This is a genomic window from Clostridium sp. JNZ J1-5 (assembly GCF_053901425.1).
On sequence record NZ_CM132773.1, the window covers coordinates 2657601 to 2680630 of the forward strand.

Here is a 23030-nt window from a genome sequence, read left to right on the forward strand (position 1 = left end):
AAAAAATTGCACAAAAATACTGGAAATTATACATAAGATATAGTATAATCATTAATGTAAACATTTTCAGTAAATGTAGTGCCAAATCCAACCCCATTTAAAATATAAATTCCATCAAAAAACACCGATTAATTAATCGGTGTTTTTTAAATTATTTCTTCCCATTGAGAGTAAAGTTTTTCAAGGTCTGACTCATATTTTGAAATTTGCTTATTAATTTCTTCACTTTTCTGAGGATTTGAATAGACTTCCTCAAGACAAAGTAGATTATGAAGTTCGTCTATACTTTTTTCTAAGTCTGAAATAGTTTCTTCTAATTTTTTTACTTTTAATTGTTTTTCTCGCTGTAATTTTTCTTCTTCTCTTTTCTTTTTCTTTTCATATTGAATTTGAGTTTTAGTTTTTCCTTCAGATTCTTCTAGTTCTGCATATCGTAAAGGATTTCTTTTCTTTTCAATATAATAGTTATAATTTCCTAGATATGTTTTTATACCATCTTCATTAAGTTCGTATATCTTTTCGGCAATTTTATTTAAGAAATATCTATCGTGAGATATTGTTAGTATAGTACCATCATAATTAAGAATGGCATCTTCTAAAGCTTCACGAGACATTATATCTAGATGGTTAGTAGGTTCATCAAGAAGTAAGAAGTTTGATTTAGACAGCATAAGTTTTAATAGATTAATCTTACATTTCTCACCACCGCTTAATGAGGATATCTTTTTGAAAACATCATCACCGGTAAATAAAAAAGCTGCAAGAGCATTTCTAAGTTCAGTGGTTGTAAGTCGAGGAAAGTCATCCCAAACTTCATCTAATACTGTTTTTTCATTGTCTAGATTAGATTGTTCTTGGTCATAGTAGCCTATAAAGACGTTTTTCCCTAGAGTAAAACTTCCAGTATCACTTTTAACTTCATCTAAAAGCATCTTAAATAAAGTAGTTTTACCACGACCATTATCACCAATTAAAGCAACTCTTTCTGATCTTTTTATATCTAGATTCAAATTTCTAAATAAAATTTTATCTCCATAACATTTTGATAAGTTTTCAATATGGAGAACATCATTTCCACTTTTTATTTGAGTATCAAATTTAAGTCTAGTTAATTTTTTTTCTATAGTAGGAGCATCTAGTTTTTCAATTTTATCTAATGCCTTTTGTCGGCTTTCAGCTGCACGGATACTTTTTTCTCTATTAAAAGATCTATATCTTTCAATTATTTCTTCCTGTCTTTTAATTTCTGCTTGCTGTAGATTATACGCCTTTAATTTCTCCTCATAGCTTTTTTTCTTTAGCTCTATAAAGGTTGAGTAATTACCATTATAAGTTTCAATAAATCCGTTACTTAATTCAAAAGTTTTATTTGTAATTGCATCTAAGAAAAATCTATCGTGAGATATTACAATAATTGTTCCTTTATATGTTTTTAAATATTCTTCAAGCCATTCAATTGCATCTAAGTCTAAATGATTGGTAGGCTCATCTAATAAAAGAACATCTGGGTTTGAAAGTAATAACTTACATAGAGCTACTCTAGTTTTCTGGCCACCGCTTAATATATGAATAGGCTTAGAAAAATCCTCTTCTTTAAAGCCTAATCCTTGTAAAACTCTGCTTATTTGTGCTCTGTATGTATAACCCCCGCGATTAGTATAAATTTCTGATGAAGTAGTATAATCACTGATTATTCTATTGTGATATTCTGCATTTGAAGCATCATACGGTTTATTTAATTCATTTTCTAAGTGACTTAACTTATTTTCTAAATCTAATAAGTCTTGGAAAACTGAAAGAACTTCATCATATATAGAATTATTAGTTTCAAGAGAGAGGTGCTGGGCAAGATAGCCAATCTTTTTATTCTTATCAATAAAAATATCACCGCTATCAGAATCCATTTGTCTATTTAGAATTTTAAAAAGAGTAGATTTTCCAGCTCCGTTCGGACCTACTAATCCTACGCGTTCCCCTTCATCTATATTAAATGTTATTTTTTTCAATACTGTATCTATGCCATAGCTTTTTGATAAATCTTTGCAACTTAAAACTATCATTTCGTTCACCTTCCCTAATACATTGTACTATGGAAGATTAAATTTTTGTAGTGCAAATTTATAATTGTTATAGAGAATAGTAGTTATTAATTTAACAATAATTATATGGAAATTGAGCTTTTGTACCAAAAATATAAAAAGAAATTTGGAAAATATTGAAATATTAGGATGGGTTTAATATAAAACTATACATTTTTACAATATTTTTTGCAAAGAAAAAATAGCGTTATTGTATTAACAAATCAAGTATAGTAAAATTATTAATGAATATTTAGGAATAATAGTATTATGTAAAAGTAGTTTGCTATTTGGAAAATGTTAAAAAATAGATAAGGGGTGCAGAAAATTGGATAAGAAAAGAGATATTTCTATGGCTGTTATAAGAAGACTGCCAAAATATCATAGATATCTACAAGAGCTTATGAAAAATGATGTAGATAGGATTTCGTCAAAAGAATTGAGCGAAAAAATAGGTTTTACAGCTTCGCAAATAAGACAAGATCTTAATAATTTTGGTGATTTTGGTCAACAAGGTTATGGATACAATGTAAAAGATTTATATGGTGAAATAAGCTCTATTTTAGGATTAGATGAAGAGTATAATACAGTTATTATAGGAGCAGGTAACATAGGTCAGGCTATTGCAAATTATACAAATTTTGAAAAATTAGGATTTAAACTTAAAGCTATATTTGACGTTAATCCTAAATTAGTAGGAATAAAAATTAGAGATGTGGAAATAAAAGATATAGATGAATTAGAAAGTTTTCTAAAAGAAAATGACATTAATGTGGGAGTTTTATGTGTTCCAAGAACAACAGCACAAAATGTATGTGATATTTTGGTTGCTAATGGAGTAAAAGGAATATGGAACTTTGCACCAGTAGATTTATATACTAGTGAAGATGTTATTGTCGAAAATGTACATTTAAGTGATAGTTTATTGACATTAACCTACTTATTAAATGGAAAAAAATAGTTATTAAGTGATATTAAAAGCATGATTACGTTTTCAAAAATAACTTATATTTGTATTGAAATATACAAATATAAGTTATATAATAATAAATGTAGGTTTTATTAATGGTAAAAAAATAAAAAATTTTTTCATTTTAATTGTTAATATCATAACAATTAAAAAATAAAACGCGATAACACGCGCTAAGTTGAGCTGTGGGGAGGATTATTATGGAATTTAAAAATGTTCTACTTCAAAAAGAGGATAAGGTAGCCGTTTTGACTATCAACAGACCAAAGGCATTAAACGCTTTAAACTCAGAAACCCTAAAAGAACTAGACGTAGTTATTGATCAAATTGCAAATGATGACGAAATATTTGCAATAATATTAACTGGAGCTGGAGAAAAGGCATTTGTAGCTGGTGCAGACATATCAGAAATGAAAGATATGAATGTTTTACAAGGAAGAAACTTTGCAGTACTTGGGAACAAAGTATTCAGAAAATTGGAAACATTAGAAAAACCAGTTATAGCTGCTGTTAATGGTTTTGCGCTAGGCGGCGGTTGTGAATTATCAATGGCTTGTGACATAAGAATAGCTTCAGAAAAGGCAAAATTTGGACAGCCAGAAGCAGGCCTTGGAATCACTCCAGGATTTGGAGGAACTCAAAGACTTGCAAGACTTGTAGGTATGGGTATGGCTAAAGAGATGATTTATTCAACAAGAATAATAAATGCTCAAGAAGCTTTTAGAATAGGTCTTGTAAACAAAGTAGTTGCACCAGAAGCTTTAATGGAAGAAGCAAAGAAACTTGCAAGTGAAATTGCAGGTAGAGCACCAATTGCTGTAAAACTATGTAAACAAGCTATCAACAGAGGTATGCAAGTAGACATGGATACAGCAATAATGATTGAAGCAGAAATATTTGGAGAATGCTTCTCAACAGAAGATCAAACTGATGCTATGACAGCATTTGTTGAAAAGAGAAAATTAGAAGGCTTTAAAAACAGATAGGAGGTTAAGGTAATGAATTTTGAATTTACTAGAGAGCAAGAATTAGTAAGACAAATGGTTAGAGAGTTTGCTGAAAATGAAGTGAAACCAATCGCTGGTGAAATTGACCAAACAGAGGAGTTTCCAATAGAAAACGTTAAAAAAATGGCTAGATATGGATTAATGGGATTACCTTTTTCAAAAGAATATGAAGGAGCAGGTTCTGACTACTTATCATACATTTTAGCTGTTGAAGAATTAGCTAAGAAATGTGGTACTCACAGTGTTATCCTTTCAGCTCACGTTTCACTTTGTGCAGCTGTAATAGATGCATTCGGAACAGAAGATCAAAAGAAAAAATACCTTCCAGACTTATGTAGTGGAAGAAAAATTGGTGCTTTTGGTTTAACTGAACCAAATGCAGGAACAGATGCTTCAGGACAACAAACTGTAGCAGTTAAAGATGGAGATAACTATATCCTTAACGGACAAAAAATCTTCATAACAAATGGTGGATATGCTGATACTTTCATAGTTATCGCTATGACTGATAAGAGCAAAGGTGTTAAAGGAATATCTGCTTTCATAGTAGAAAAATCTTTCCCTGGATTCTCAATAGGTAAAGTAGAAGATAAATTAGGAATCAGAGCTTCATCAACTACTGAACTTGTATTTGAAGATTGCGTAGTTCCAGCTGCTAACTTACTTGGAAAAGAAGGAAAAGGTTTCGGAATCGCAATGAAGACTCTTGATGGAGGAAGAATTGGTATAGCTGCTCAAGCATTAGGATTAGCTGAAGGTGCTTTAGAAGAAGCTGTAGCATACATGAAAGAAAGAAAACAATTCGGAAAAGCATTATATAAGTTCCAAGGAATGGCTTGGATGGCTGCAGATTGTAAAGCTAGAATTGAAGCTGCTAGATACCTAGTATACAAAGCTGCTTCTAATAAACAAGCAGGACTTCCTTATGGAGTAGAAGCTGCAACAGCTAAATTATTTGCTGCTGAAACAGCTATGGAAGTAACTACTAAAGCTGTTCAAATGCTTGGTGGATACGGATATACTAAAGATTATCCAGTAGAAAGATTAATGAGAGACGCTAAGATAACTGAAATCTATGAAGGAACATCTCAAGTTCAAAAGATGGTTATTTCAGGAGACTTATTCAGATAAGAGATTAATTAAGGAGGGAATTGAACAATGAAGATAGTTGTTTGTTTAAAACAAGTTCCAGATACAAACCAAGTTAAAATAGATCCAGTAACAGGAACACTTATAAGAGAAGGAGTTCCATCAATAATAAATCCAGAAGATAAACACGCTTTAGAAGAAGCATTAAGAATAAAAGATGCTAATGGAGCACATGTAACAGTTATAACAATGGGACCTCCACAAGCAGAAGCAGCATTAAGAGAAGCAATGGCAATGGGAGCAGACGAATCAATATTAGTAACAGATAGAGCATTCGCAGGAGCTGATACATTAGCTACATCTCATGCATTAGCAGGAGCATTAAAGAAATTAGAATATGATTTAATATTAGCTGGAAGACAAGCGATTGATGGAGATACTGCACAAGTAGGACCAGAAATAGCAGAACATTTAGGACTTCCACAAGTAACTTATGTACAAAAAGTAGAAGTTGCAGGAAATGGATTAAAAGTAACTAAAGCTTTAGAAGATGGATATGAAGTATTAGACGTTCAAATGCCATGTCTATTAACAGCTATAAAAGAATTAAATGAACCAAGATACATGGATGCAAGAAACATATTTGAAATCTTCAGCAAAGAAGTTCAAGTATGGAGTGCTGATGATATAGATGTTGACAAAGCATTATTAGGATTAAAAGGATCACCTACAAAGGTTAAGAAATCTTGGCCAAAAGAAAACAAAGGTAAAGGTGAAGTTGTTAACATGTCAGCTAAAGAAGCAGCAGCATTTGCAGCTTCAAAATTAAAAGAAAAACACTACATTTAGTATATAAGTAGAGTGGAGGTAAGATTAATGAATATAGCAGATTACAAAGGCGTTTGGGTATTTGCAGAACAAAGAGATGGAGAACTACAAAAAGTAGCTCTAGAATTATTAGGAAAAGGAAGAGAAATTGCAGATAAATTAGGAGTAGAATTAACTGCAGTTCTTTTAGGAAACAAAATAGATAACATAGCTAAAGAATTATTAGCATATGGAGCAGATAAAGTAATATATGCAGAAGATGAAAGATTAGCACACGTTACAACAGATGCATATACAAAAGTAATATGCGACTTAGTAAACGAAAAGAAACCAGAAGTAATGTTCATAGGAGCATCTTTCTTAGGAAGAGACTTAGGACCAAGAATAGCAGGAAGATTAGGAACAGGATTAACTGCTGACTGTACAGGATTAGATGTAGAAGAAGGAACTGGACACTTATTAATGACAAGACCTGCATTTGGTGGAAACTTAATGGCAACAATCATGTGTACAGAACACAGACCACAAATGTCAACAGTAAGACCAGGAGTATTCGATAAATTAGCTAAAGATGAATCAAAAGTAAGCGAAGCTAAAATAGAAAAAGTAACTCCAGTATTAGAAGCAGCAGACTTAAGAATAAAAGTAGTAGAAGCAGTAAAAATAGCTAAAGAAGTAGCAGATATCGGAGAAGCTGAAGTATTAGTTTCTGGTGGTAGAGGAGTAGGAAGCAAAGAAAACTTTGCATTACTACAAGAATTAGCTGACGCATTAGGCGGAACAGTAGCAGGATCAAGAGCAGCTGTAGAAAATGGCTGGATAGATCATGCATTACAAGTAGGTCAAACAGGAAAAACTGTAAGACCAAAATTATACATTGCAGTAGGTATTTCAGGAGCAATCCAACATTTAGCTGGAATGCAAGACAGTGATTACATAATCGCTATCAACAAAGATGCTGATGCTTCAATCATGCACGTTGCTGATTTAGGATTAGTTGGGGATTTCACTAAGATTATACCTGAATTAGTAGCTCAAGTTAAAAGCTATAAATAATTAAAAGTATAGTATGATGTTAATGTTTACTCTGATTTTCAGAGTAAACATTAACTATATACTTTATAAATCTTATAGAAAAACATTTAAAAAAACATTTAAGAAAATAGGGTATATAACATTTATCGGGGAGGTAATGAACAATATGAAAAAAGTATGTGTACTTGGTGCTGGAACAATGGGAGCTGGAATAGCTCAAGCTTTTGCAGTAAAAGGATATGAAGTAATAGTAAGAGATATAAAAGATGAATTCGTACAAAGAGGACTTGCAGGAATAAACAAGAACCTTTCTAAAATGGTACAAAAAGGCAAAATGGAAGAAGCTAAAAAAGAAGAAATACTTTCAAATATAACTGGAACAGTTGACCTAAACATGGCAGCTGATTGTGATTTAATAGTAGAAGCAGCAGTAGAAAATATGGAAATAAAGAAGCAAATATTTGCTGAATTAGATAAAATATGCAAACCAGAAACAATCCTTGCTTCAAATACATCTTCATTATCAATAACAGAAGTTGCTTCAGCAACAAAGAGAGCAGATAAGGTTATAGGAATGCACTTCTTCAACCCAGCTCCAGTAATGAAGCTCGTTGAAATTATAAGAGGAATGGCAACATCACAAGAAACTTTTGATGCTGTAAAAGAAATGTCTGTAGCTATAGGAAAAGATCCAGTAGAAGTTGCAGAAGCTCCAGGATTTGTTGTAAATAAGATATTAGTTCCAATGATAAATGAAGCTGTAGGTATATTAGCAGAAGGTATAGCATCAGCTGAAGATATAGACAAGGCTATGATGCTTGGAGCTAATCACCCAATGGGACCTTTAGCTTTAGGAGACCTTATTGGATTAGACGTATGTCTTGCAATAATGGATGTATTATATAAAGAAACAGGAGATTCAAAATATAGAGCTCACACATTACTTAGAAAATATGTAAGAGCTGGCTTACTTGGAAGAAAGTCTGGAAGAGGATTCCACAACTACGCAAAATAATCTGGTATGAACATATAATAAGAGTTGTTTACATTTCATATGTAAACAACTCTTTTGTTATTTAAAACTAAAGTTAACGCTAATTTTAAATGGTTCTCTTTACTGGGGGACTTTTATTATTTATAATATAAAGTGAAGTTTGTCATATAGTTAAGAATAAATATACAGGATTAGTATGTAAAGTTGCGTATTATTAGTATAAAACTATATTATATACATAAAATTTGTGTATAAATAAACATTTTAGAACTTGAAATTCTAATAAACTTTATGATAAGTTTAATAAATAAATAGAATATGGGGTGGAATTATGTTTAAAATTGTAAAAAAGAAGCTGTTAGTACCTAATATATACCTAATGGACATAGAAGCACCAAGAGTAGCAAAGTCAGCTAAGCCAGGGCAATTCGTAATAGTAAAAACAGATGAAAAGGGGGAAAGGGTGCCTCTTACAATTTGTGACTATGATGAAAATAATGGTACTGTTACAATTGTGTATCAAGCAGTTGGTCGTTCGACTCTAGATATGGCAAAATATGAAGAAGGAGATAGCTTTCAAGACTTTGTAGGTCCACTTGGTCAACCCTCTGAGTTTGTAAGTGAAGATATTGAAGAATTGAAAGATAAAAAAATACTATTTATTTCTGGTGGTGTAGGAGCTGCCCCTGTTTATCCACAGGTAAAATGGCTACGCAATCATGGAGTAAAAGCTGATGTAATAATGGGAACTAGAACCAAAGAATTATTAATTTTAGAAGATGAAATGAAGTCTGTAGCAGAAAATGTATATGTTACAACTGATGACGGTTCTTATGGATTTAAAGGGTTAGTTACAGAAAAGTTTAAGGATTTAGTAGATAATGAAGGAAAAAAGTATGATTTAGTTGTAGCTATAGGTCCAATAATAATGATGAAATTTGCTGCACTTGCTACCAAACCATATGGAATTAAGACAATTGTAAGCATGAATCCTCTTATGGTTGATGGTACAGGAATGTGCGGAGCTTGTAGAGTATCTGTAGGGGAAGCTACAAAATTTGCTTGTGTAGATGGACCTGAGTTTGATGGCCATTTAGTAGATTTTGATGAAGCTATGAGAAGACAGAGCATGTATAAAACAGAAGAAGGAAGAGAGAAAATTAAGCAGGAACAACAAGGAGAAGAACCACATCATCATAAAAATGGTGGAGGCTGCGGATGTTGTGGAGGTAATATATAATGGATAGAATGAAGAGAGTTCCAGTAAGAGAACAAGATGCAAAAGTAAGAGCAACTAACTTCAATGAAGTATCTTTTGGATATTCAGAAGATGAAGCGGTAGAAGAATCAACTAGATGTTTAAATTGTAAAAATCCTCTATGTGTAAAAGGATGTCCAGTTTCTATAAATATACCTGAATTTATAGAAAATATTAAAAATAAAGAGTTTGAAAAAGCTGCAAAAACTATAGCTAAGTATAGCTCATTACCAGCAGTATGTGGAAGAGTTTGCCCTCAAGAAACACAATGTGAGGGTAAATGTGTACTAGGCATAAAAGGAGAACCAGTTTCTATAGGAAAATTAGAAAGATTTGTAGGAGATTGGTCAAGAGAAAATCATATTAATCTTTCACAAACTGAACCAAAGAAAAATATAAAAGTTGCAGTAATAGGAAGTGGTCCATCTGGGCTTACTTGTGCTGGTGATTTAGCTAAGAAAGGTTATGATGTTACAATATTTGAAGCGCTTCACGAGCCAGGTGGAGTTTTAGTATATGGTATTCCAGAATTTAGACTTCCTAAGGATACAGTAGTTAAAACTGAAATCGAAAATATTAAATCATTGGGAGTTAAGATTGAAACTAATGTAATAGTGGGTAGAACAGCTAATATAGATAAACTTATGGAAGAAGAAGGCTTTCATGCCGTATTTATAGGATCGGGAGCAGGACTTCCTAAATTTATGGGTATACCTGGTGAGAATTTTAATGGAGTATTATCAGCAAATGAGTTTTTAACAAGGGTCAATTTAATGAAAGCCTATAAAGAAGACTATGCAACACCGGTTAAGGTTGGAAATAAGGTGGCTGTGGTAGGTGGCGGAAATGTTGCTATGGATGCAGCAAGAACTGCTTTAAGACTTGGGGCAGAAACTCACATAGTATATAGAAGATCAGAAGAAGAGCTTCCAGCAAGAGTGGAGGAAGTTCATCATGCAAAAGAGGAAGGAATAATTTTAGACCTACTAACTAATCCGGTAGAAATACTAGCTGATGAAAAAGGGTGGGTTAAAGGTATGAAATGCGTGAAAATGGAACTTGGAGAGCCAGACGCATCAGGTAGAAGAAGTCCTAAGGTTATTAAAGATTCAGAATTTGTAATGGATGTAGATACAGTTATAATGTCCCTTGGAACTTCACCAAATCCACTTATATCGTCTTCAACAGAAGGATTACAAACTAATAGATGGGGATGTATAGTTGCAGAAGAAAAGACAGGACAGACATCGAAAAATGCAGTATTTGCTGGTGGAGATGCTGTAACCGGAGCTGCAACAGTTATACTTGCAATGGAAGCTGGTAAGAAAGCAGCTAAAGCCATTGATGAGTTTCTAATTAGTAAAAGAGCCTAAAAATAAGTTTTAGCCATTCATAATGAGATTATTCAGTGATGTGAAAATACTGGATAATCTCATTTTTATTTATATTAGAAGTTAATGATGATTTTATGTAAAATTACCGTTAACTTTTATAAAATTGAGAGTTTAATAATTTTGTAGTGGCAAATGCTAGTGAAATTAATATTATGTATAATAAGACACTAAATGAGGTGATAATATGGCTTCTTCAATAATAATTACTTTTAGAGAATCACTTGAAGCATTACTACTAATAGTGCCGCTATTGATTTACCTTCACAAAATAAAAAGGGATGATTTAGAAAAGTATATATATGTAGGATGTATAGCTGGTGTTGTATTAAGTATTATTGTAGGTAGTTTGTTAATTGGGCAAGTTAATAGTCTAGAAGGGTATATGAGACAAGCTTTTCAAGGGGCTATGATGATTTTTTTAGCAGCTTTAGTTCTATATAATATTGTTTGGATATTTAAACAAGATAAAGGGTTGAAAATAAATCAAGAAGAAATTTATAATATAGAGTTAAAATGGAGGAGCATCTTTTTAATAGCATTTTTAAATGTGTTTAGAGAAGGGGTAGAGATAATTATTTTTGTAGTACCAGTAACATTAAGCAGTCCATTTAAGATGGCAGCTTCTATAGTCATTGGACTGTTTTGCTCGCTTTCACTAACATTTATCTTATTTAAAACAACTATTAAACTGAATGTAAAATTATTATTTAGTATATTAACCTTTATGCTTATAATTATAGGGGGAGAGTTACTGGGAGAAGGGTTAGTATATATATTGCCAAACATTAAAAATGCAGAGCTGTTTGGAAAAATAATATTCATAGGACCTTTAATGTTTGTTTTTGCTAAAAGAACAATAAAAAAATATATAAGAAAACCTTAATTTAGTTAAATAACATCTTTTAGTAGTATATCACTAGAAGATGTTATTCAATTTACCATAGGTTATTTTACATATATAATGGAATTATAGATAATAATAATTGTTAACTTAACTAAAAAACTTGCAATAGTTTCAAATTTTGACTAACATATAATATTATAGAGTATAGAAAATGAGGTGTAATTATGGATTTTAACTATATAGATAGTTTTAAAGATGGAATAATAATAAAAGATGTTGAAAATTTTGAACTTACTCATATATTTGATTGTGGGCAATGTTTTAGGTGGGAAAAACAAGAAGATGGTAATTACATAGGAGTGGCTTTTGAAAAAGTAATTGAAGTAGAAAAAAAAGATAAAGATGTGATTATTTATAATTGTACAGAAGAAGATTTTGAAAACATATGGTGCAATTACTTTGATTTATATAGAGATTATTCAACAATAAAAGAAGTCTTGCATAAGGATCCTATATTAAAAAGTTCCATTGAATTTGGCAAAGGTATTAGAATTTTAAAACAAGAACCTTTTGAAATATTGATTTCATTTATAATATCCGCTAATAATAGAATACCAATGATAAAAAGAGCAATAAATAATATATCGAAAAAGTGGGGAAATCAAATAGAATACAAAAATAAAACTTACTATACATTTCCAAAAGTTGAAAAATTAAAAAACTGTACTATTGAAGAACTAGAACAATGTGGAACAGGCTTTAGAGCTAAGTATATTAAAGATACTATAGATAGAATATTAAATAGTGAGATTAATCTTAATTATATAAAAAATCTAGAGGATGATATGTGTCACAAAGAATTGCAGAATATAAGCGGGGTAGGTCCAAAAGTGGCAGATTGCGTAATGCTATTTTCCATGGGAAAATACTCAGCATTTCCAGTAGATGTATGGGTTAAGAGAGCTATGCAGCACTTTTACTTAGCACCAGATGTATCATTGAAAAAAATGCGAGATTTTGCAAGAGAAAAATTCGGCGAGTTTTCAGGCTTTGCTCAACAATATTTATTTTTTTATGCTAGAGAAAATAATATAAAGATATAGTTTATATAGAGTTAAAAAAGACTGCTGATAATAATAAATTATTAGCAGTCTTTTTAGATAGTAAATATATAATGTGTTTCTATAAAATATATAAACTGTTATAAAAAATTTATTCTATTTATAATAAGTATCTGTTATAATAATAAAGGAATTTAAATTAGTAAAGGTGGATTAGCATCTAGAAAAATGTAATATTTTTGGGGGTAATAGGATATGGCTGTTTTTGAAACAGAATTAAAAAAGTTAAAATATGAAGTTTTAAAAGAAGTGGCGGGGTTAGCTAAGGATGGCAAAATAAATCAAGAAGAACTTGAAATAGTACCTTACAATATAATAAAAGGAGAAAAACCTAGATATAGATGTTGCGTATATCATGAAAGAGCTATTGTTAAAGAGAGAGCAAAGTTAGCAGCTGGATATATACCAAATGGAGACAGACCTGGAAAGTTAATAGAAGCAAAAGATGATGATCAAATAATGTATATAATTGAAGCTGCATGTGATAGATGTCCAATTAATAAATATACTATTACAGAAGCATGTAGAGGATGTTTACAACACAGCTGTATGGAAGTTTGTAATGCTAATGCAATAACAAGAATTAATGGAAGAGCTTATATTAATCAAGATGCATGTAAAGAATGCGGATTGTGTAAAAATGCATGTCCATACAATGCTATTTCAGAAGTTATGAGACCTTGTAAGACAGTATGTCCTACACAGGCACTAGCTATAGATCCAGAAGATAGAAGAGCCATGATAAACAAAAAAGATTGTATTGATTGTGGAGCATGTATGTCAGCATGTCCTTTTGGAGCTATATCAGATAGAAGCTATATAGTTCCAGTAATAGATGCTTTAAAAAGCAATAAAAAAGTATATGCTGTTGTAGCTCCTTCAATTACTGGACAATTTGGTGGAAATATAACAGTTGGACAAATTAAGTCTGCAATTAAATCTATTGGATTTAGAGATATGATAGAAGCTGCTTGCGGAGCGGATGCAGTAACTGCTCATGAAGCTGTAGAATTTGTTGAAAGAATGGAAGGAGGAGATAGTTACATGACAAACTCCTGCTGTCCTGGATTTGTTTCATATATAGAGAAGAAGTTCCCGGATCAAGTAGACAAGATATCAAATACAGTTTCACCAATGGTAGCCACAGGAAGATTAGTGAAGAAGGAAGATAAAGATGCTGTAGTTGTATTTATTGGACCATGTACTGCTAAAAAGAGTGAGATTAGAAGAGAAAATCTAAAGGATGCTGTAGATTATGTTTTAACTTTTGAAGAGATAGAAGCTATATTTGGAGCATATGAAGTTGAACTAGAAGAATTTGAAGACGTAGAAGTTAATGATGCATCATCTTTTGGTAGAGGATTTGCTCAGGGTGGAGGACTAAGCGCTGCTGTGGAAGACTTTATTAAGAGCAAGAATATAGAAGTAGAATTTAATCCTGTAAAAATAAGTGGATATTCAAACCTTAGAAAGTTTATGTTATTAGCTAAAAATGGAAAGCTTCCAGGAAACTTTTTTGAGGGAATGATGTGTGAAGGTGGATGTATTGGAGGAGCAGCAACTGTATGCTGTCAAAAGAAAACAAAAGCGCCGCTAAATAAGTTTAGCAAAGAAGCTAAAAATCAGCAGGTAATTTCAAACGAAAAATTAATAAAATTTAAGGATATAAACTTAAACAGTGAACCAAAATTTTAATTTTGAGTGAATCGCTTACTCCTTGGAGGAACGACAAGGAGTTTCCATATAATAATAATAGTCCAGAAGTTACATAAAACTTCTGGACTATTTATTTAAGATAAACACACTTTCTGTATATTCTATATAATATGTAGCTATTTAAAATTAGTATCATAACTATGAAAATGGAACAATTAAAGAAAAATTTTTGAGGCATTATATTTATTATTGGATCAAGGTTAGGGTCTAGAAGCCAATAATCATTATTAAAAGCTAATTTATGAAATAATGTAAAGCTTTTATCGAAGTTTATGGCGAATGGTATAAGAATTAATATAGGAAAAATTATAAGTATAATAGAAGAACATTTTAAAAATGTATGTCGGTGATTTTTCAAGTTAAGAATAAATAATAAAATTATGGCGAAAAATAGAATGTATGCTAACTTATTGAATAGATAAAATATATTTCTTACTTCCTCAAAATGAATTTTACCTTCTTTGGAATATGGGAGAGTAGGTAATTTAAATTCATAATTTGGGCTTTGCATATAATCTACTATATAATTGTAGTTTTTCTTTATTTCACTAACACTTAGGTTTGAAGAAGAAGGCAAATCTAAGTCTACTATACTATAGTAATATATGGCTTTAAAATTTAAAGTTAGTTTTACAGCCAGGATTATTATAAGTAATGAGATTGAAATTGAAAGTAGAATTTCACTAAAACAGCTTATATTTAATATCTTTTTCAAAATATTCACCTCATAGTGTTCAATATTTTTAATTAACTAATTGAAGTATTAACATAGATGTGAGAATATAATCAAGTTAATCATTTATTTAGGTAAAAAGAATAATTAATGATTTTTTAATAATAATTAAATACATAGTAAATAAAAGAAATAATATGAATTAAAGTGATAATTCATTGTAATTTTAATTAAATGGGTTAAATCATGATATAAGTTAAAACATGGAATTTGATATTAAATTTAGTATAAATTATTATTATAATTGTATTAGCACTCAAGGTTAATGAGTGCTAACAGATTATAAAATCTATTAAAATAAAATATAAAAAAATTACATAAGGAGGGTTTTGTATGAGAATAAAACCACTTGGGGACAGAGTTGTAATTAAAAGATTAGAAGCTGAAGAAACAACAAAAAGCGGTATAGTGTTACCTGGAAGTGCTAAAGAAAAACCACAGGAAGCAGAAGTTGTTGCTGTAGGACCTGGCGGAATAGTAGATGGAAAAGAAGTAAGAATGGAACTTAAAGTTGGAGACAAAGTATTATTCTCTAAATATGCAGGAACAGAAGTTAAGATAGATGGAGAAGAATACACAATATTAAGACAAGATGATATATTAGCTATAGTAGAGTAATGGATAATAGAAAATAGAATATGAAAAGTGTATATTTAGTATATAGCAAAAATAAGGAGGTTTTTTAGATGGCTAAGAGTATATTATTTGGCGAAGAAGCTAGACGTTCAATGCAAAAAGGCGTAGATAAATTAGCTGATGCAGTTAAAATTACATTAGGACCTAAAGGAAGAAATGTTGTTTTAGATAAAAAATTTGGTGCACCACTTATAACAAATGATGGTGTTAGCATAGCTAGAGAAATAGAGCTTGAAGATCCATATGAAAATATGGGAGCTCAACTTGTTAAAGAAGTTGCTACAAAGACAAATGATGTAGCTGGAGATGGAACAACAACTGCTACATTACTTGCTCAAGCTATTATAAGAGAAGGATTAAAGAATGTTACAGCTGGAGCTAATCCAATGCTTATAAGACAAGGAATAAAGAAAGCTGTTGATGTTTCAGTTGAAGAAATTAAAAAAGGATCAAAGCAAGTTGATGGGAAAGAAGATATAGCAAGAGTTGCTTCTATTTCAGCTGCTGATGAAGAAATAGGAACATTAATAGCTGATGCTATGGAAAAAGTAGGTAATGAAGGCGTTATAACTGTAGAAGAATCAAAAACAATGGCAACTGAGCTTGAAGTTGTTGAAGGAATGCAATTTGATAGAGGATACTTAAGTCCATACATGGTAACTGACGCAGAAAAAATGGAGGCTATATTAGATAATCCTTATATCTTATTAACTGATAAGAAGATATCTAACATACAAGAAATACTTCCAATACTTGAACAAATAGTTCAACAAGGAAAAAAATTATTAATAGTTGCAGAAGATATAGAAGGAGAAGCTCTAGCAACATTAGTTGTTAATAAATTAAGAGGAACATTTACTTGCGTAGCTGTAAAAGCTCCAGGATTTGGTGATAGAAGAAAAGAAATGCTTCAAGATTTAGCTATACTAACAGGTGGAGAAGTTGTAGCTGAAGAATTAGGAAGAGATCTTAAAGATGTAACTTTAGATATGCTTGGAACTGCTGAAAGCGTAAAAGTATCTAAAGAAAACACTACAATAGTTAATGGCAAGGGAAATAAACTAGAGATTTCAGAAAGAGTATCTCAAATTAAGAGACAAATAGAAGAAACTACTTCAGAATTCGATAGAGAAAAATTACAAGAAAGATTAGCAAAACTTGCTGGTGGAGTTGCCCTAATTAAAGTTGGTGCTGCAACTGAAACAGAATTGAAAGAAAGAAAATTAAGAATAGAAGATGCTCTAGCAGCTACTAAAGCAGCTGTAGAAGAAGGTATAGTTGCAGGTGGTGGAACAGCATACGTTAATGCTATAAAAGAAGTTGCTAAACTCACAGCAGACAATGCTGATGTTAAAGTTGGTATTGAAATTATAAAGAGAGCTCTTGAAGAACCTGTAAGACAAATTGCTTCAAATGCTGGACTTGAAGGATCAGTAATTATAGAAAAAATAATGAATAGTGATCCAGGAGTAGGATTCGATGCATTACGTGGAGAATATGTAAATATGGTTCAAAGAGGTATAGTAGATCCAACTAAGGTTACAAGATCAGCACTTCAAAATGCTTCATCTGTTGCAGCTACATTCTTAACAACAGAATGTGTTGTAGCTGATATTCCAGAAAAGAACCCAGCACCAGTACCAGGAATGGGCGGAATGGGAATGGATGGAATGTACTAAAATTAAATGATAGATATATAGAGAGGTTCTTGAATCTAAGAACCTCTTTTATATTAATTTTATGACTTTACAACTTCCTTTTATGGATTTTGCTTCTTTTTTTATTTTGGTTGCTAATTTTGCAATCTCTTCGCTGCTTGAAAAATTATTAAAGCTTCCATATAACCCAGCTATAGAAAGAGAGGTTATATTAAATAGTGCTCTATTACCTTGTCTATCTGTAGATTCTATATATCCATTGAGGATATCTCTTTCATTAAAAAAAGAAAGCATATTTTTATCAAAGTCTATCAATAACTTATTACATAACTCTTCACATTTATCTATAGTGTTTTCTATTACGCATATATAGTCATCTCCTCCAATATGACCTAGAAAGCTATTATAAGGAAAGAATTTTTTTAAATTACTTTTTAATAGATCTGATGTAAATTTAAGTATTTTATCTCCATTTTCAAAGCCGTATACATCGTTATAGGCTTTAAAATTATCTAAATCAAAATATAAAACACAGCATTTGCTGCTTAAAGTCCTTATGTCGTTTAAAATTTTTTCGATTATGGCATTTCCGGGGAGTCCAGTTAGTGGATTTAATTCTTTGGCGTAATTTCTTTCAAGTTTTGTAGTGAACTCTAGAAGGTCTTTTATACTTACAAGTCCATAATAATTGGAGTCTTTCACAACAATAACACAATCATAAACTTTAGAATCTTCCCTTGCTATAGCAATTTTAGAAACTTCGCTTACGGGAGTGTTATAGTCTACTATTAGAGGGGAATTATCCATTATTAAGGCGATATGACGTTTTGAGAAAACTGAGAAGCCGTATTGTGATGCCATTACTGAGTCCAAAGAATATTTCATGATTAGCCCTACAGGCTTATCTTTTTTTACTATACAAACACCTCGTGTATTGGATTTATCAATATAATTTTTTATTTTTTCACAAGAAACATCAGGTGAAAAGGAAGGTTGAAAGCTACTGATTTCACCTATACAGTGATTTCCAAAATTATTTCTAGTGTTTTTTAGTTTATTATATTTAATTATAGCTTCTTTAGATTTATCTGAAGCTAAATCAAAGTTTTCAGATGGCTTTTGAATAAAGAATCCTTGACCGGCATAAACATTTAAATTTATTAATGTACATAATTCAGCTTCAGTTTCTATTCCTTCTGCAATTACTTTCATATTAGTTGATTTTGCAAAGGTTACTAGAGATTTTATTAGAGCTTGTTTAAAATAATCTTTATCAATATCCCGAATCAAATCCATATCTATTTTTATATAGTGAGGTTTAGTCTGGTATAGTGTTTTAAGACCAGAATATCCTGAACCAGTATCATCTATAGCTATCTGATAACCTTGCTCTGTATAGTTATCTAAAGCTCTTTTAAAACCAGTATAATCTTCTATTGCTGTCTTTTCTGTTATTTCAAATATTATAGATGCAGGTGATATCTTATGTTTGATCAAGAATTCTTTCGTAAAGCCTTTTTTAAACTTATCATCTTTAAAGATTAGAGGATCTACATTTATAAATAATAATTTATCACAATCTATATTATGAGCCTTTTCTAATGCTTTAACTCTACACAAAGATTCTAATTCCCAAGATTTATTATAGGCTGAAGCTGATTGAAATAATTTATCTGGATAGTAAAGGGGGGAGTCTTTTGGTCCCCTGCTTAAGGCTTCATATCCAATTACATTTCCATCATTCAAGGATACTATAGGTTGGAAAACTGTGGTTATACTTCCTGTACTTAAAATTTTATTTAATTCATTAAAAGTTTCCATAAACTTATGCACCTCTTATATTTAATAGTAAGAATTATTATTAAATATTATATATTATTTAAATATTAGATTATAAGTAAAATTGTGTTAATAATCAGTTAATAAGGAGTTAACAAGCCTTGTTTTAGTATGCAAGTTTATTATCAAAAAATGATAGAAACAAATTGACAAAATTCAAAAACTAAAATAAAATAAGACATAACATAATTTAATATTTAGCATTTGCTTCACTTATATATACCTTGAATATGGCAAGGAGTCTCTACCGGGAGCCGTAAATTCCCGACTATGAGTGGTTATTGCATATTTTTTAAAAAAAGATGCATTAATTTCACTCGAGGTATATTTACGATGAAATTAATGCATTTTTATTTTACATAATTGCATAATAAGATTATCTAATTTAAGTAGATTTATTATAATAATTTGAAAGGAAGTTGATGGAAGTGGCAACTATTTTAAAACAAGCATATACATTTGACGATGTATTATTAGTACCAAACAAATCAGAAGTTTTACCAAAAGACGTTAGTTTAAAGACTAATTTAACAAAAAGTATTAAACTTAATGTGCCATTAATGAGTGCAGGAATGGATACTGTAACAGAAGCTAAAATGGCAATAGCAATAGCTAGAGAAGGTGGAATAGGAATAATACACAAGAATATGAGTATTGAAAGACAAGCTATTGAAGTTGACAGAGTAAAAAGACAGGAAAATGGAGTAATAACAGATCCATTCCATTTAGCACCGGATAATAGTATAGAAGATGCTCTTAATTTAATGAGTAAATATAGAATTTCAGGAGTTCCTATAACTGTAGACGGAAGACTAGTAGGAATTATTACAAATAGAGATATTGCTTTTGAGACAAATTATAATCAACCAATAAAAAATGTTATGACTAGCAAAAATCTTATAACTGCAACAGAACATACAACAGTAGAAGAAGCTAAGGAAATACTTAAAAAATATAAGATTGAAAAACTTCCTTTAGTGGATAAGGATAATAACTTAAAAGGTCTTATAACAATAAAAGATATTGAAAAAGTTAAGAGATTTCCAAATGCAGCAAAGGATGAAAGCGGAAGATTACTTTGTGGAGCTGCAGTTGGAGTAACAGCTGATATGATGGAGAGAGTTGATGCACTAGTTAAAGCTAAAGTAGATGTTATAACAGTTGATACTGCTCACGGACATTCAAAAGGAGTTTTAGTTGCAGTAAAAGAAATTAAAGCAAAATACCCAGAGTTACAAGTTATAGCAGGAAATGTTGCAACTCCAGAAGCAACAAAGGATTTAATAGAAGCTGGAGCAGATTGCATAAAGGTTGGAATAGGACCAGGATCAATTTGTACTACAAGAGTTGTAGCAGGAGTTGGAGTTCCACAACTTACTGCAGTTATGGATTGTGTTGAAGAAGCAAATAAATATGGAATACCTGTAATTGCAGATGGAGGAATAAAATATTCAGGAGATATAGTAAAAGCTCTTGCAGCTGGTGCAAAAGTAGCTATGATGGGATCAATGCTTGCAGGTTGTGAAGAAGCACCAGGTGAAATGGAAATATTCCAAGGAAGAAGCTATAAAGTATATAGAGGAATGGGATCATTAGGAGCAATGGCTTGTGGAAGTAAAGATAGGTATTTCCAAGAAGATGGTAAGAAGCTAGTTCCAGAAGGTATAGAAGGAAGAGTTCCTTATAAAGGTGTAGTTGCAGATACAATATATCAACTAGTTGGAGGACTACGTGCTGGAATGGGATACTTAGGAGCACCAACTCTTGAAGACTTATTCCAAAATGCTAGATTTGTAGTTCAAACTTCAGCAGGTCTTAGAGAAAGCCATCCTCATGATATATCAATGACAAAAGAAGCACCAAATTACAGTGTTCAAGGGTAGTTAAATATCAAGAACGGATATATATAGGCTATGTTTTAAGAGATTGTTGATTTCGTATAATATCGAAAATAATTCTAAATTTAGTATAACTATTATAGCTAAACTTTCATTAACTCGCAAAGCTCAGACAAATGAAAGTTCTTAACGCTACAATAGTTATACTAAATAAGAATTATAAATTCTCATTATAATGAACTCAACAATCTTTAAAATAGCCTTAACCTACTAATGGAAAGTTTTAAATGAATGTAAAAATCAACATTCATTTAAAACAGTGCCATGATATAATATAGTTAACAAGCATGATATATAGTAACCGGTGGCTGTTTTGAAGCCAGTGGTTACTAAATAATTAACGGGAGGATTAAATTTAATGCACAAAGAGTTGGTTTTAGTAATAGATTTTGGTGGACAATATAATCAGCTTATAGCAAGAAGAGTTAGAGAACACAATGTATATTGTGAAATTGTCCCATATACTGTAACTATTGATGAAATAAAGAACAAAAATCCTAAGGGAATAATTTTTACTGGAGGACCTAATAGTGTTTATGGAGAGGGAACTCCAAGAATAGACAAAGAAGTATTTGAAATGGGAATTCCAGTGCTAGGAATATGCTATGGACACCAATTAACTGCATATACACTAGGTGGAAACGTAGAAAGCCCTGAAATCAGAGAATATGGTAAGACAGAAGTAAAATTATCTAAAGAATCATTATTATTTGATGATATAGAAGAAGAATTAGCTCAATCATGGATGAGCCACACAGATTATGTTTCAAAAGTTCCAGAAGGATTTAAAATTGTAGGAACTACAGAACAATGTCCAGTAGCAGCCATGGAAAATAGTGAAAGAAAAATTTATGGAGTTCAATTCCACCCAGAAGTTGAACATACACTATTTGGAAAGAAAATGCTTTCTAACTTCTTATTTAAAGTTTGTGGATTAAAAGCTGACTGGTCAATGGCATCTTTTGCTGAAGACAAGATAAAAGAAATAAAAGCATTAGTAGGAGATAGAAAAGTACTTTGTGCTCTATCAGGTGGTGTTGATTCATCAGTAGCAGCAGTACTTGTTCATAAAGCAATAGGTAAACAACTTACATGTGTATTTGTTGACCATGGTCTACTTAGAAAAGACGAAGGAGATCAAGTTGAATATATATTTAAGAAACAATTTGATATGAACTTAATAAGAGTTAATGCTGGAGAGAGATTCCTAGGAAAGCTTAAAGGCGTAAGTGATCCAGAGAGAAAGAGAAAGATAATTGGAGAAGAGTTTATAAGAGTTTTCGAAGAAGAAGCTAATAAGCTTGGGCAAATAGATTTCCTTGTTCAAGGAACTATATACCCAGACGTAGTTGAAAGCGGAACAAATACATCAGCTACTATAAAAAGTCACCACAATGTTGGAGGACTTCCAGAAGATATGCAATTCTCACTAATTGAGCCATTAAGAGAATTATTCAAAGATGAAGTTAGAGCAGTTGGAGAAGAACTTGGAATTCCTCATAAATTAGTATGGAGACAGCCATTCCCAGGACCAGGTCTTGCTATAAGAGTTCTAGGAGAAATAACAGAAGAAAAACTATTTATAACTAGAGAAGCAGATGCAATATTTAGAGAAGAAATCGCAAAAGCAGGCCTTGAAGAAAAGATATGGCAATACTTTGCATGCTTACCTAATATACAATCAGTAGGCGTTATGGGAGATGAAAGAACATACTGCCATACTGTAGCATTAAGAGCTGTAACATCCTCAGATGCTATGACTTCAGATTGGGCAAGAATACCTTATGAGGTATTAGACATAGTATCAAGAAGAATAGTTAACGAAGTTAAAGGAGTAAACAGAATTGTTTATGACGTAACCTCTAAGCCACCAGCAACTATTGAATGGGAATAACTGGGAAAGCTATTAAAACAGATAGTATACCTAAATAC

Annotated in this window: 18 protein-coding genes and 1 riboswitch; of the genes, 15 read left to right on the plus strand and 3 right to left on the minus strand. The window is 31.3% G+C overall.

The window, feature by feature from the left end; translation table 11 throughout:
* Nucleotides 1-146: 146 nt before the first annotated feature.
* On the minus strand, nt 147-2060 hold the full coding sequence (gene abc-f, locus ACWW38_RS12835; RefSeq protein WP_456257940.1) for a ribosomal protection-like ABC-F family protein: 1914 nt from the start codon (nt 2058-2060) through the stop codon (nt 147-149).
* Nucleotides 2061-2406: 346 nt separating this feature from the next.
* Between abc-f and ACWW38_RS12840 the strand changes: the two genes are divergently transcribed.
* The 11 genes from ACWW38_RS12840 to ACWW38_RS12890 all read left to right on the plus strand — a co-directional run bounded on the left by ACWW38_RS12840 (nt 2407) and on the right by ACWW38_RS12890 (nt 14313).
* The gene (locus ACWW38_RS12840; protein ID WP_456257941.1) at nt 2407-3039 is read left to right on the plus strand and encodes a redox-sensing transcriptional repressor Rex; all 633 of its coding nucleotides are present in this window, start codon (nt 2407-2409) and stop codon (nt 3037-3039) included.
* A gap of 209 nt (nt 3040-3248) precedes the next feature.
* Nucleotides 3249-4034, plus strand: a complete 786-nt coding sequence (locus ACWW38_RS12845; protein ID WP_456257942.1) for a short-chain-enoyl-CoA hydratase — start codon at nt 3249-3251, stop codon at nt 4032-4034.
* Nucleotides 4035-4046: 12 nt separating this feature from the next.
* A complete protein-coding gene (locus tag ACWW38_RS12850; protein ID WP_456257943.1) occupies nt 4047-5186 on the plus strand; it encodes an acyl-CoA dehydrogenase in 1140 nt (379 codons plus the stop codon).
* A 27-nt stretch (nt 5187-5213) separates the two neighbouring features.
* Nucleotides 5214-5993 (plus strand): electron transfer flavoprotein subunit beta, encoded by a 780-nt coding sequence (locus tag ACWW38_RS12855; protein ID WP_456257944.1) that lies wholly within the window; start codon nt 5214-5216, stop codon nt 5991-5993.
* 27 nt (nt 5994-6020) lie between these two features.
* A complete protein-coding gene (locus ACWW38_RS12860) occupies nt 6021-7028 on the plus strand; it encodes an electron transfer flavoprotein subunit alpha/FixB family protein (RefSeq protein ID WP_456257945.1) in 1008 nt (335 codons plus the stop codon).
* A 145-nt stretch (nt 7029-7173) separates the two neighbouring features.
* A complete protein-coding gene (locus ACWW38_RS12865) occupies nt 7174-8022 on the plus strand; it encodes a 3-hydroxybutyryl-CoA dehydrogenase (RefSeq protein WP_456257946.1) in 849 nt (282 codons plus the stop codon).
* A gap of 310 nt (nt 8023-8332) precedes the next feature.
* Nucleotides 8333-9241, plus strand: a complete 909-nt coding sequence (locus ACWW38_RS12870; protein WP_456257947.1) for a sulfide/dihydroorotate dehydrogenase-like FAD/NAD-binding protein — start codon at nt 8333-8335, stop codon at nt 9239-9241.
* A complete protein-coding gene (gltA, locus tag ACWW38_RS12875; RefSeq protein WP_456257948.1) occupies nt 9241-10632 on the plus strand; it encodes an NADPH-dependent glutamate synthase in 1392 nt (463 codons plus the stop codon). The genes ACWW38_RS12870 and gltA overlap by 1 nt, the downstream gene beginning before the upstream one ends.
* 205 nt (nt 10633-10837) lie before the next feature.
* On the plus strand, nt 10838-11536 hold the full coding sequence (locus ACWW38_RS12880) for an FTR1 family iron permease (protein WP_456257949.1): 699 nt from the start codon (nt 10838-10840) through the stop codon (nt 11534-11536).
* A 185-nt stretch (nt 11537-11721) separates the two neighbouring features.
* Complete coding sequence (locus ACWW38_RS12885) at nt 11722-12600, plus strand: DNA-3-methyladenine glycosylase family protein (protein WP_456257950.1); 879 nt, start codon at nt 11722-11724, stop codon at nt 12598-12600.
* A gap of 213 nt (nt 12601-12813) precedes the next feature.
* A complete protein-coding gene (locus ACWW38_RS12890) occupies nt 12814-14313 on the plus strand; it encodes a 4Fe-4S dicluster domain-containing protein (RefSeq protein WP_456257951.1) in 1500 nt (499 codons plus the stop codon).
* 91 nt (nt 14314-14404) lie between these two features.
* Here the strand turns inward: ACWW38_RS12890 and ACWW38_RS12895 are convergent, their stop codons facing one another.
* Complete coding sequence (locus ACWW38_RS12895) at nt 14405-15049, minus strand: TIGR01906 family membrane protein (protein ID WP_456257952.1); 645 nt, start codon at nt 15047-15049, stop codon at nt 14405-14407.
* Nucleotides 15050-15400: 351 nt separating this feature from the next.
* Between ACWW38_RS12895 and groES the strand changes: the two genes are divergently transcribed.
* Together groES and groL are read left to right on the plus strand one after the other, a co-directional pair.
* The gene (groES, locus tag ACWW38_RS12900; RefSeq protein WP_456257953.1) at nt 15401-15685 is read left to right on the plus strand and encodes a co-chaperone GroES; all 285 of its coding nucleotides are present in this window, start codon (nt 15401-15403) and stop codon (nt 15683-15685) included.
* Nucleotides 15686-15753: 68 nt separating this feature from the next.
* Nucleotides 15754-17382, plus strand: coding sequence for a chaperonin GroEL (gene groL, locus ACWW38_RS12905; RefSeq protein WP_456257954.1), 1629 nt, complete (start codon nt 15754-15756; stop codon nt 17380-17382).
* 48 nt (nt 17383-17430) lie between these two features.
* Here the strand turns inward: groL and ACWW38_RS12910 are convergent, their stop codons facing one another.
* Complete coding sequence (locus ACWW38_RS12910; RefSeq protein ID WP_456257955.1) at nt 17431-19182, minus strand: EAL domain-containing protein; 1752 nt, start codon at nt 19180-19182, stop codon at nt 17431-17433.
* Between the two features lie 211 nt (nt 19183-19393).
* Nucleotides 19394-19491: riboswitch (purine riboswitch) on the plus strand.
* Between the two features lie 137 nt (nt 19492-19628).
* Here ACWW38_RS12910 and guaB point away from each other — a divergent pair.
* Together guaB and guaA are read left to right on the plus strand one after the other, a co-directional pair.
* Complete coding sequence (gene guaB / locus ACWW38_RS12915; protein ID WP_456257956.1) at nt 19629-21083, plus strand: IMP dehydrogenase; 1455 nt, start codon at nt 19629-19631, stop codon at nt 21081-21083.
* Nucleotides 21084-21456: 373 nt separating this feature from the next.
* Nucleotides 21457-22992: a glutamine-hydrolyzing GMP synthase gene (guaA, locus tag ACWW38_RS12920; protein WP_456257957.1), complete on the plus strand. Its 1536-nt coding sequence runs from the start codon at nt 21457-21459 to the stop codon at nt 22990-22992.
* Nucleotides 22993-23030: the final 38 nt, after the last annotated feature.

What these genes read in the sequence shown, in the direction of transcription:
- abc-f (WP_456257940.1), bottom strand. Translation starts at nt 2,060, where the DNA reads ATGATAGTTTTAAGTTGCAAAGATTTATCAAAAAGCTATGGCATAGAT.
- ACWW38_RS12845 (WP_456257942.1), top strand. Translation starts at nt 3,249, where the DNA reads ATGGAATTTAAAAATGTTCTACTTCAAAAAGAGGATAAGGTAGCCGTT.
- ACWW38_RS12850 (WP_456257943.1), top strand. Translation starts at nt 4,047, where the DNA reads ATGAATTTTGAATTTACTAGAGAGCAAGAATTAGTAAGACAAATGGTT.
- ACWW38_RS12855 (WP_456257944.1), top strand. Translation starts at nt 5,214, where the DNA reads ATGAAGATAGTTGTTTGTTTAAAACAAGTTCCAGATACAAACCAAGTT.
- ACWW38_RS12860 (WP_456257945.1), top strand. Translation starts at nt 6,021, where the DNA reads ATGAATATAGCAGATTACAAAGGCGTTTGGGTATTTGCAGAACAAAGA.
- ACWW38_RS12865 (WP_456257946.1), top strand. Translation starts at nt 7,174, where the DNA reads ATGAAAAAAGTATGTGTACTTGGTGCTGGAACAATGGGAGCTGGAATA.
- ACWW38_RS12870 (WP_456257947.1), top strand. Translation starts at nt 8,333, where the DNA reads ATGTTTAAAATTGTAAAAAAGAAGCTGTTAGTACCTAATATATACCTA.
- gltA (WP_456257948.1), top strand. Translation starts at nt 9,241, where the DNA reads ATGGATAGAATGAAGAGAGTTCCAGTAAGAGAACAAGATGCAAAAGTA.
- ACWW38_RS12880 (WP_456257949.1), top strand. Translation starts at nt 10,838, where the DNA reads ATGGCTTCTTCAATAATAATTACTTTTAGAGAATCACTTGAAGCATTA.
- ACWW38_RS12885 (WP_456257950.1), top strand. Translation starts at nt 11,722, where the DNA reads ATGGATTTTAACTATATAGATAGTTTTAAAGATGGAATAATAATAAAA.
- ACWW38_RS12890 (WP_456257951.1), top strand. Translation starts at nt 12,814, where the DNA reads ATGGCTGTTTTTGAAACAGAATTAAAAAAGTTAAAATATGAAGTTTTA.
- groES (WP_456257953.1), top strand. Translation starts at nt 15,401, where the DNA reads ATGAGAATAAAACCACTTGGGGACAGAGTTGTAATTAAAAGATTAGAA.
- groL (WP_456257954.1), top strand. Translation starts at nt 15,754, where the DNA reads ATGGCTAAGAGTATATTATTTGGCGAAGAAGCTAGACGTTCAATGCAA.
- ACWW38_RS12910 (WP_456257955.1), bottom strand. Translation starts at nt 19,182, where the DNA reads ATGGAAACTTTTAATGAATTAAATAAAATTTTAAGTACAGGAAGTATA.
- guaA (WP_456257957.1), top strand. Translation starts at nt 21,457, where the DNA reads ATGCACAAAGAGTTGGTTTTAGTAATAGATTTTGGTGGACAATATAAT.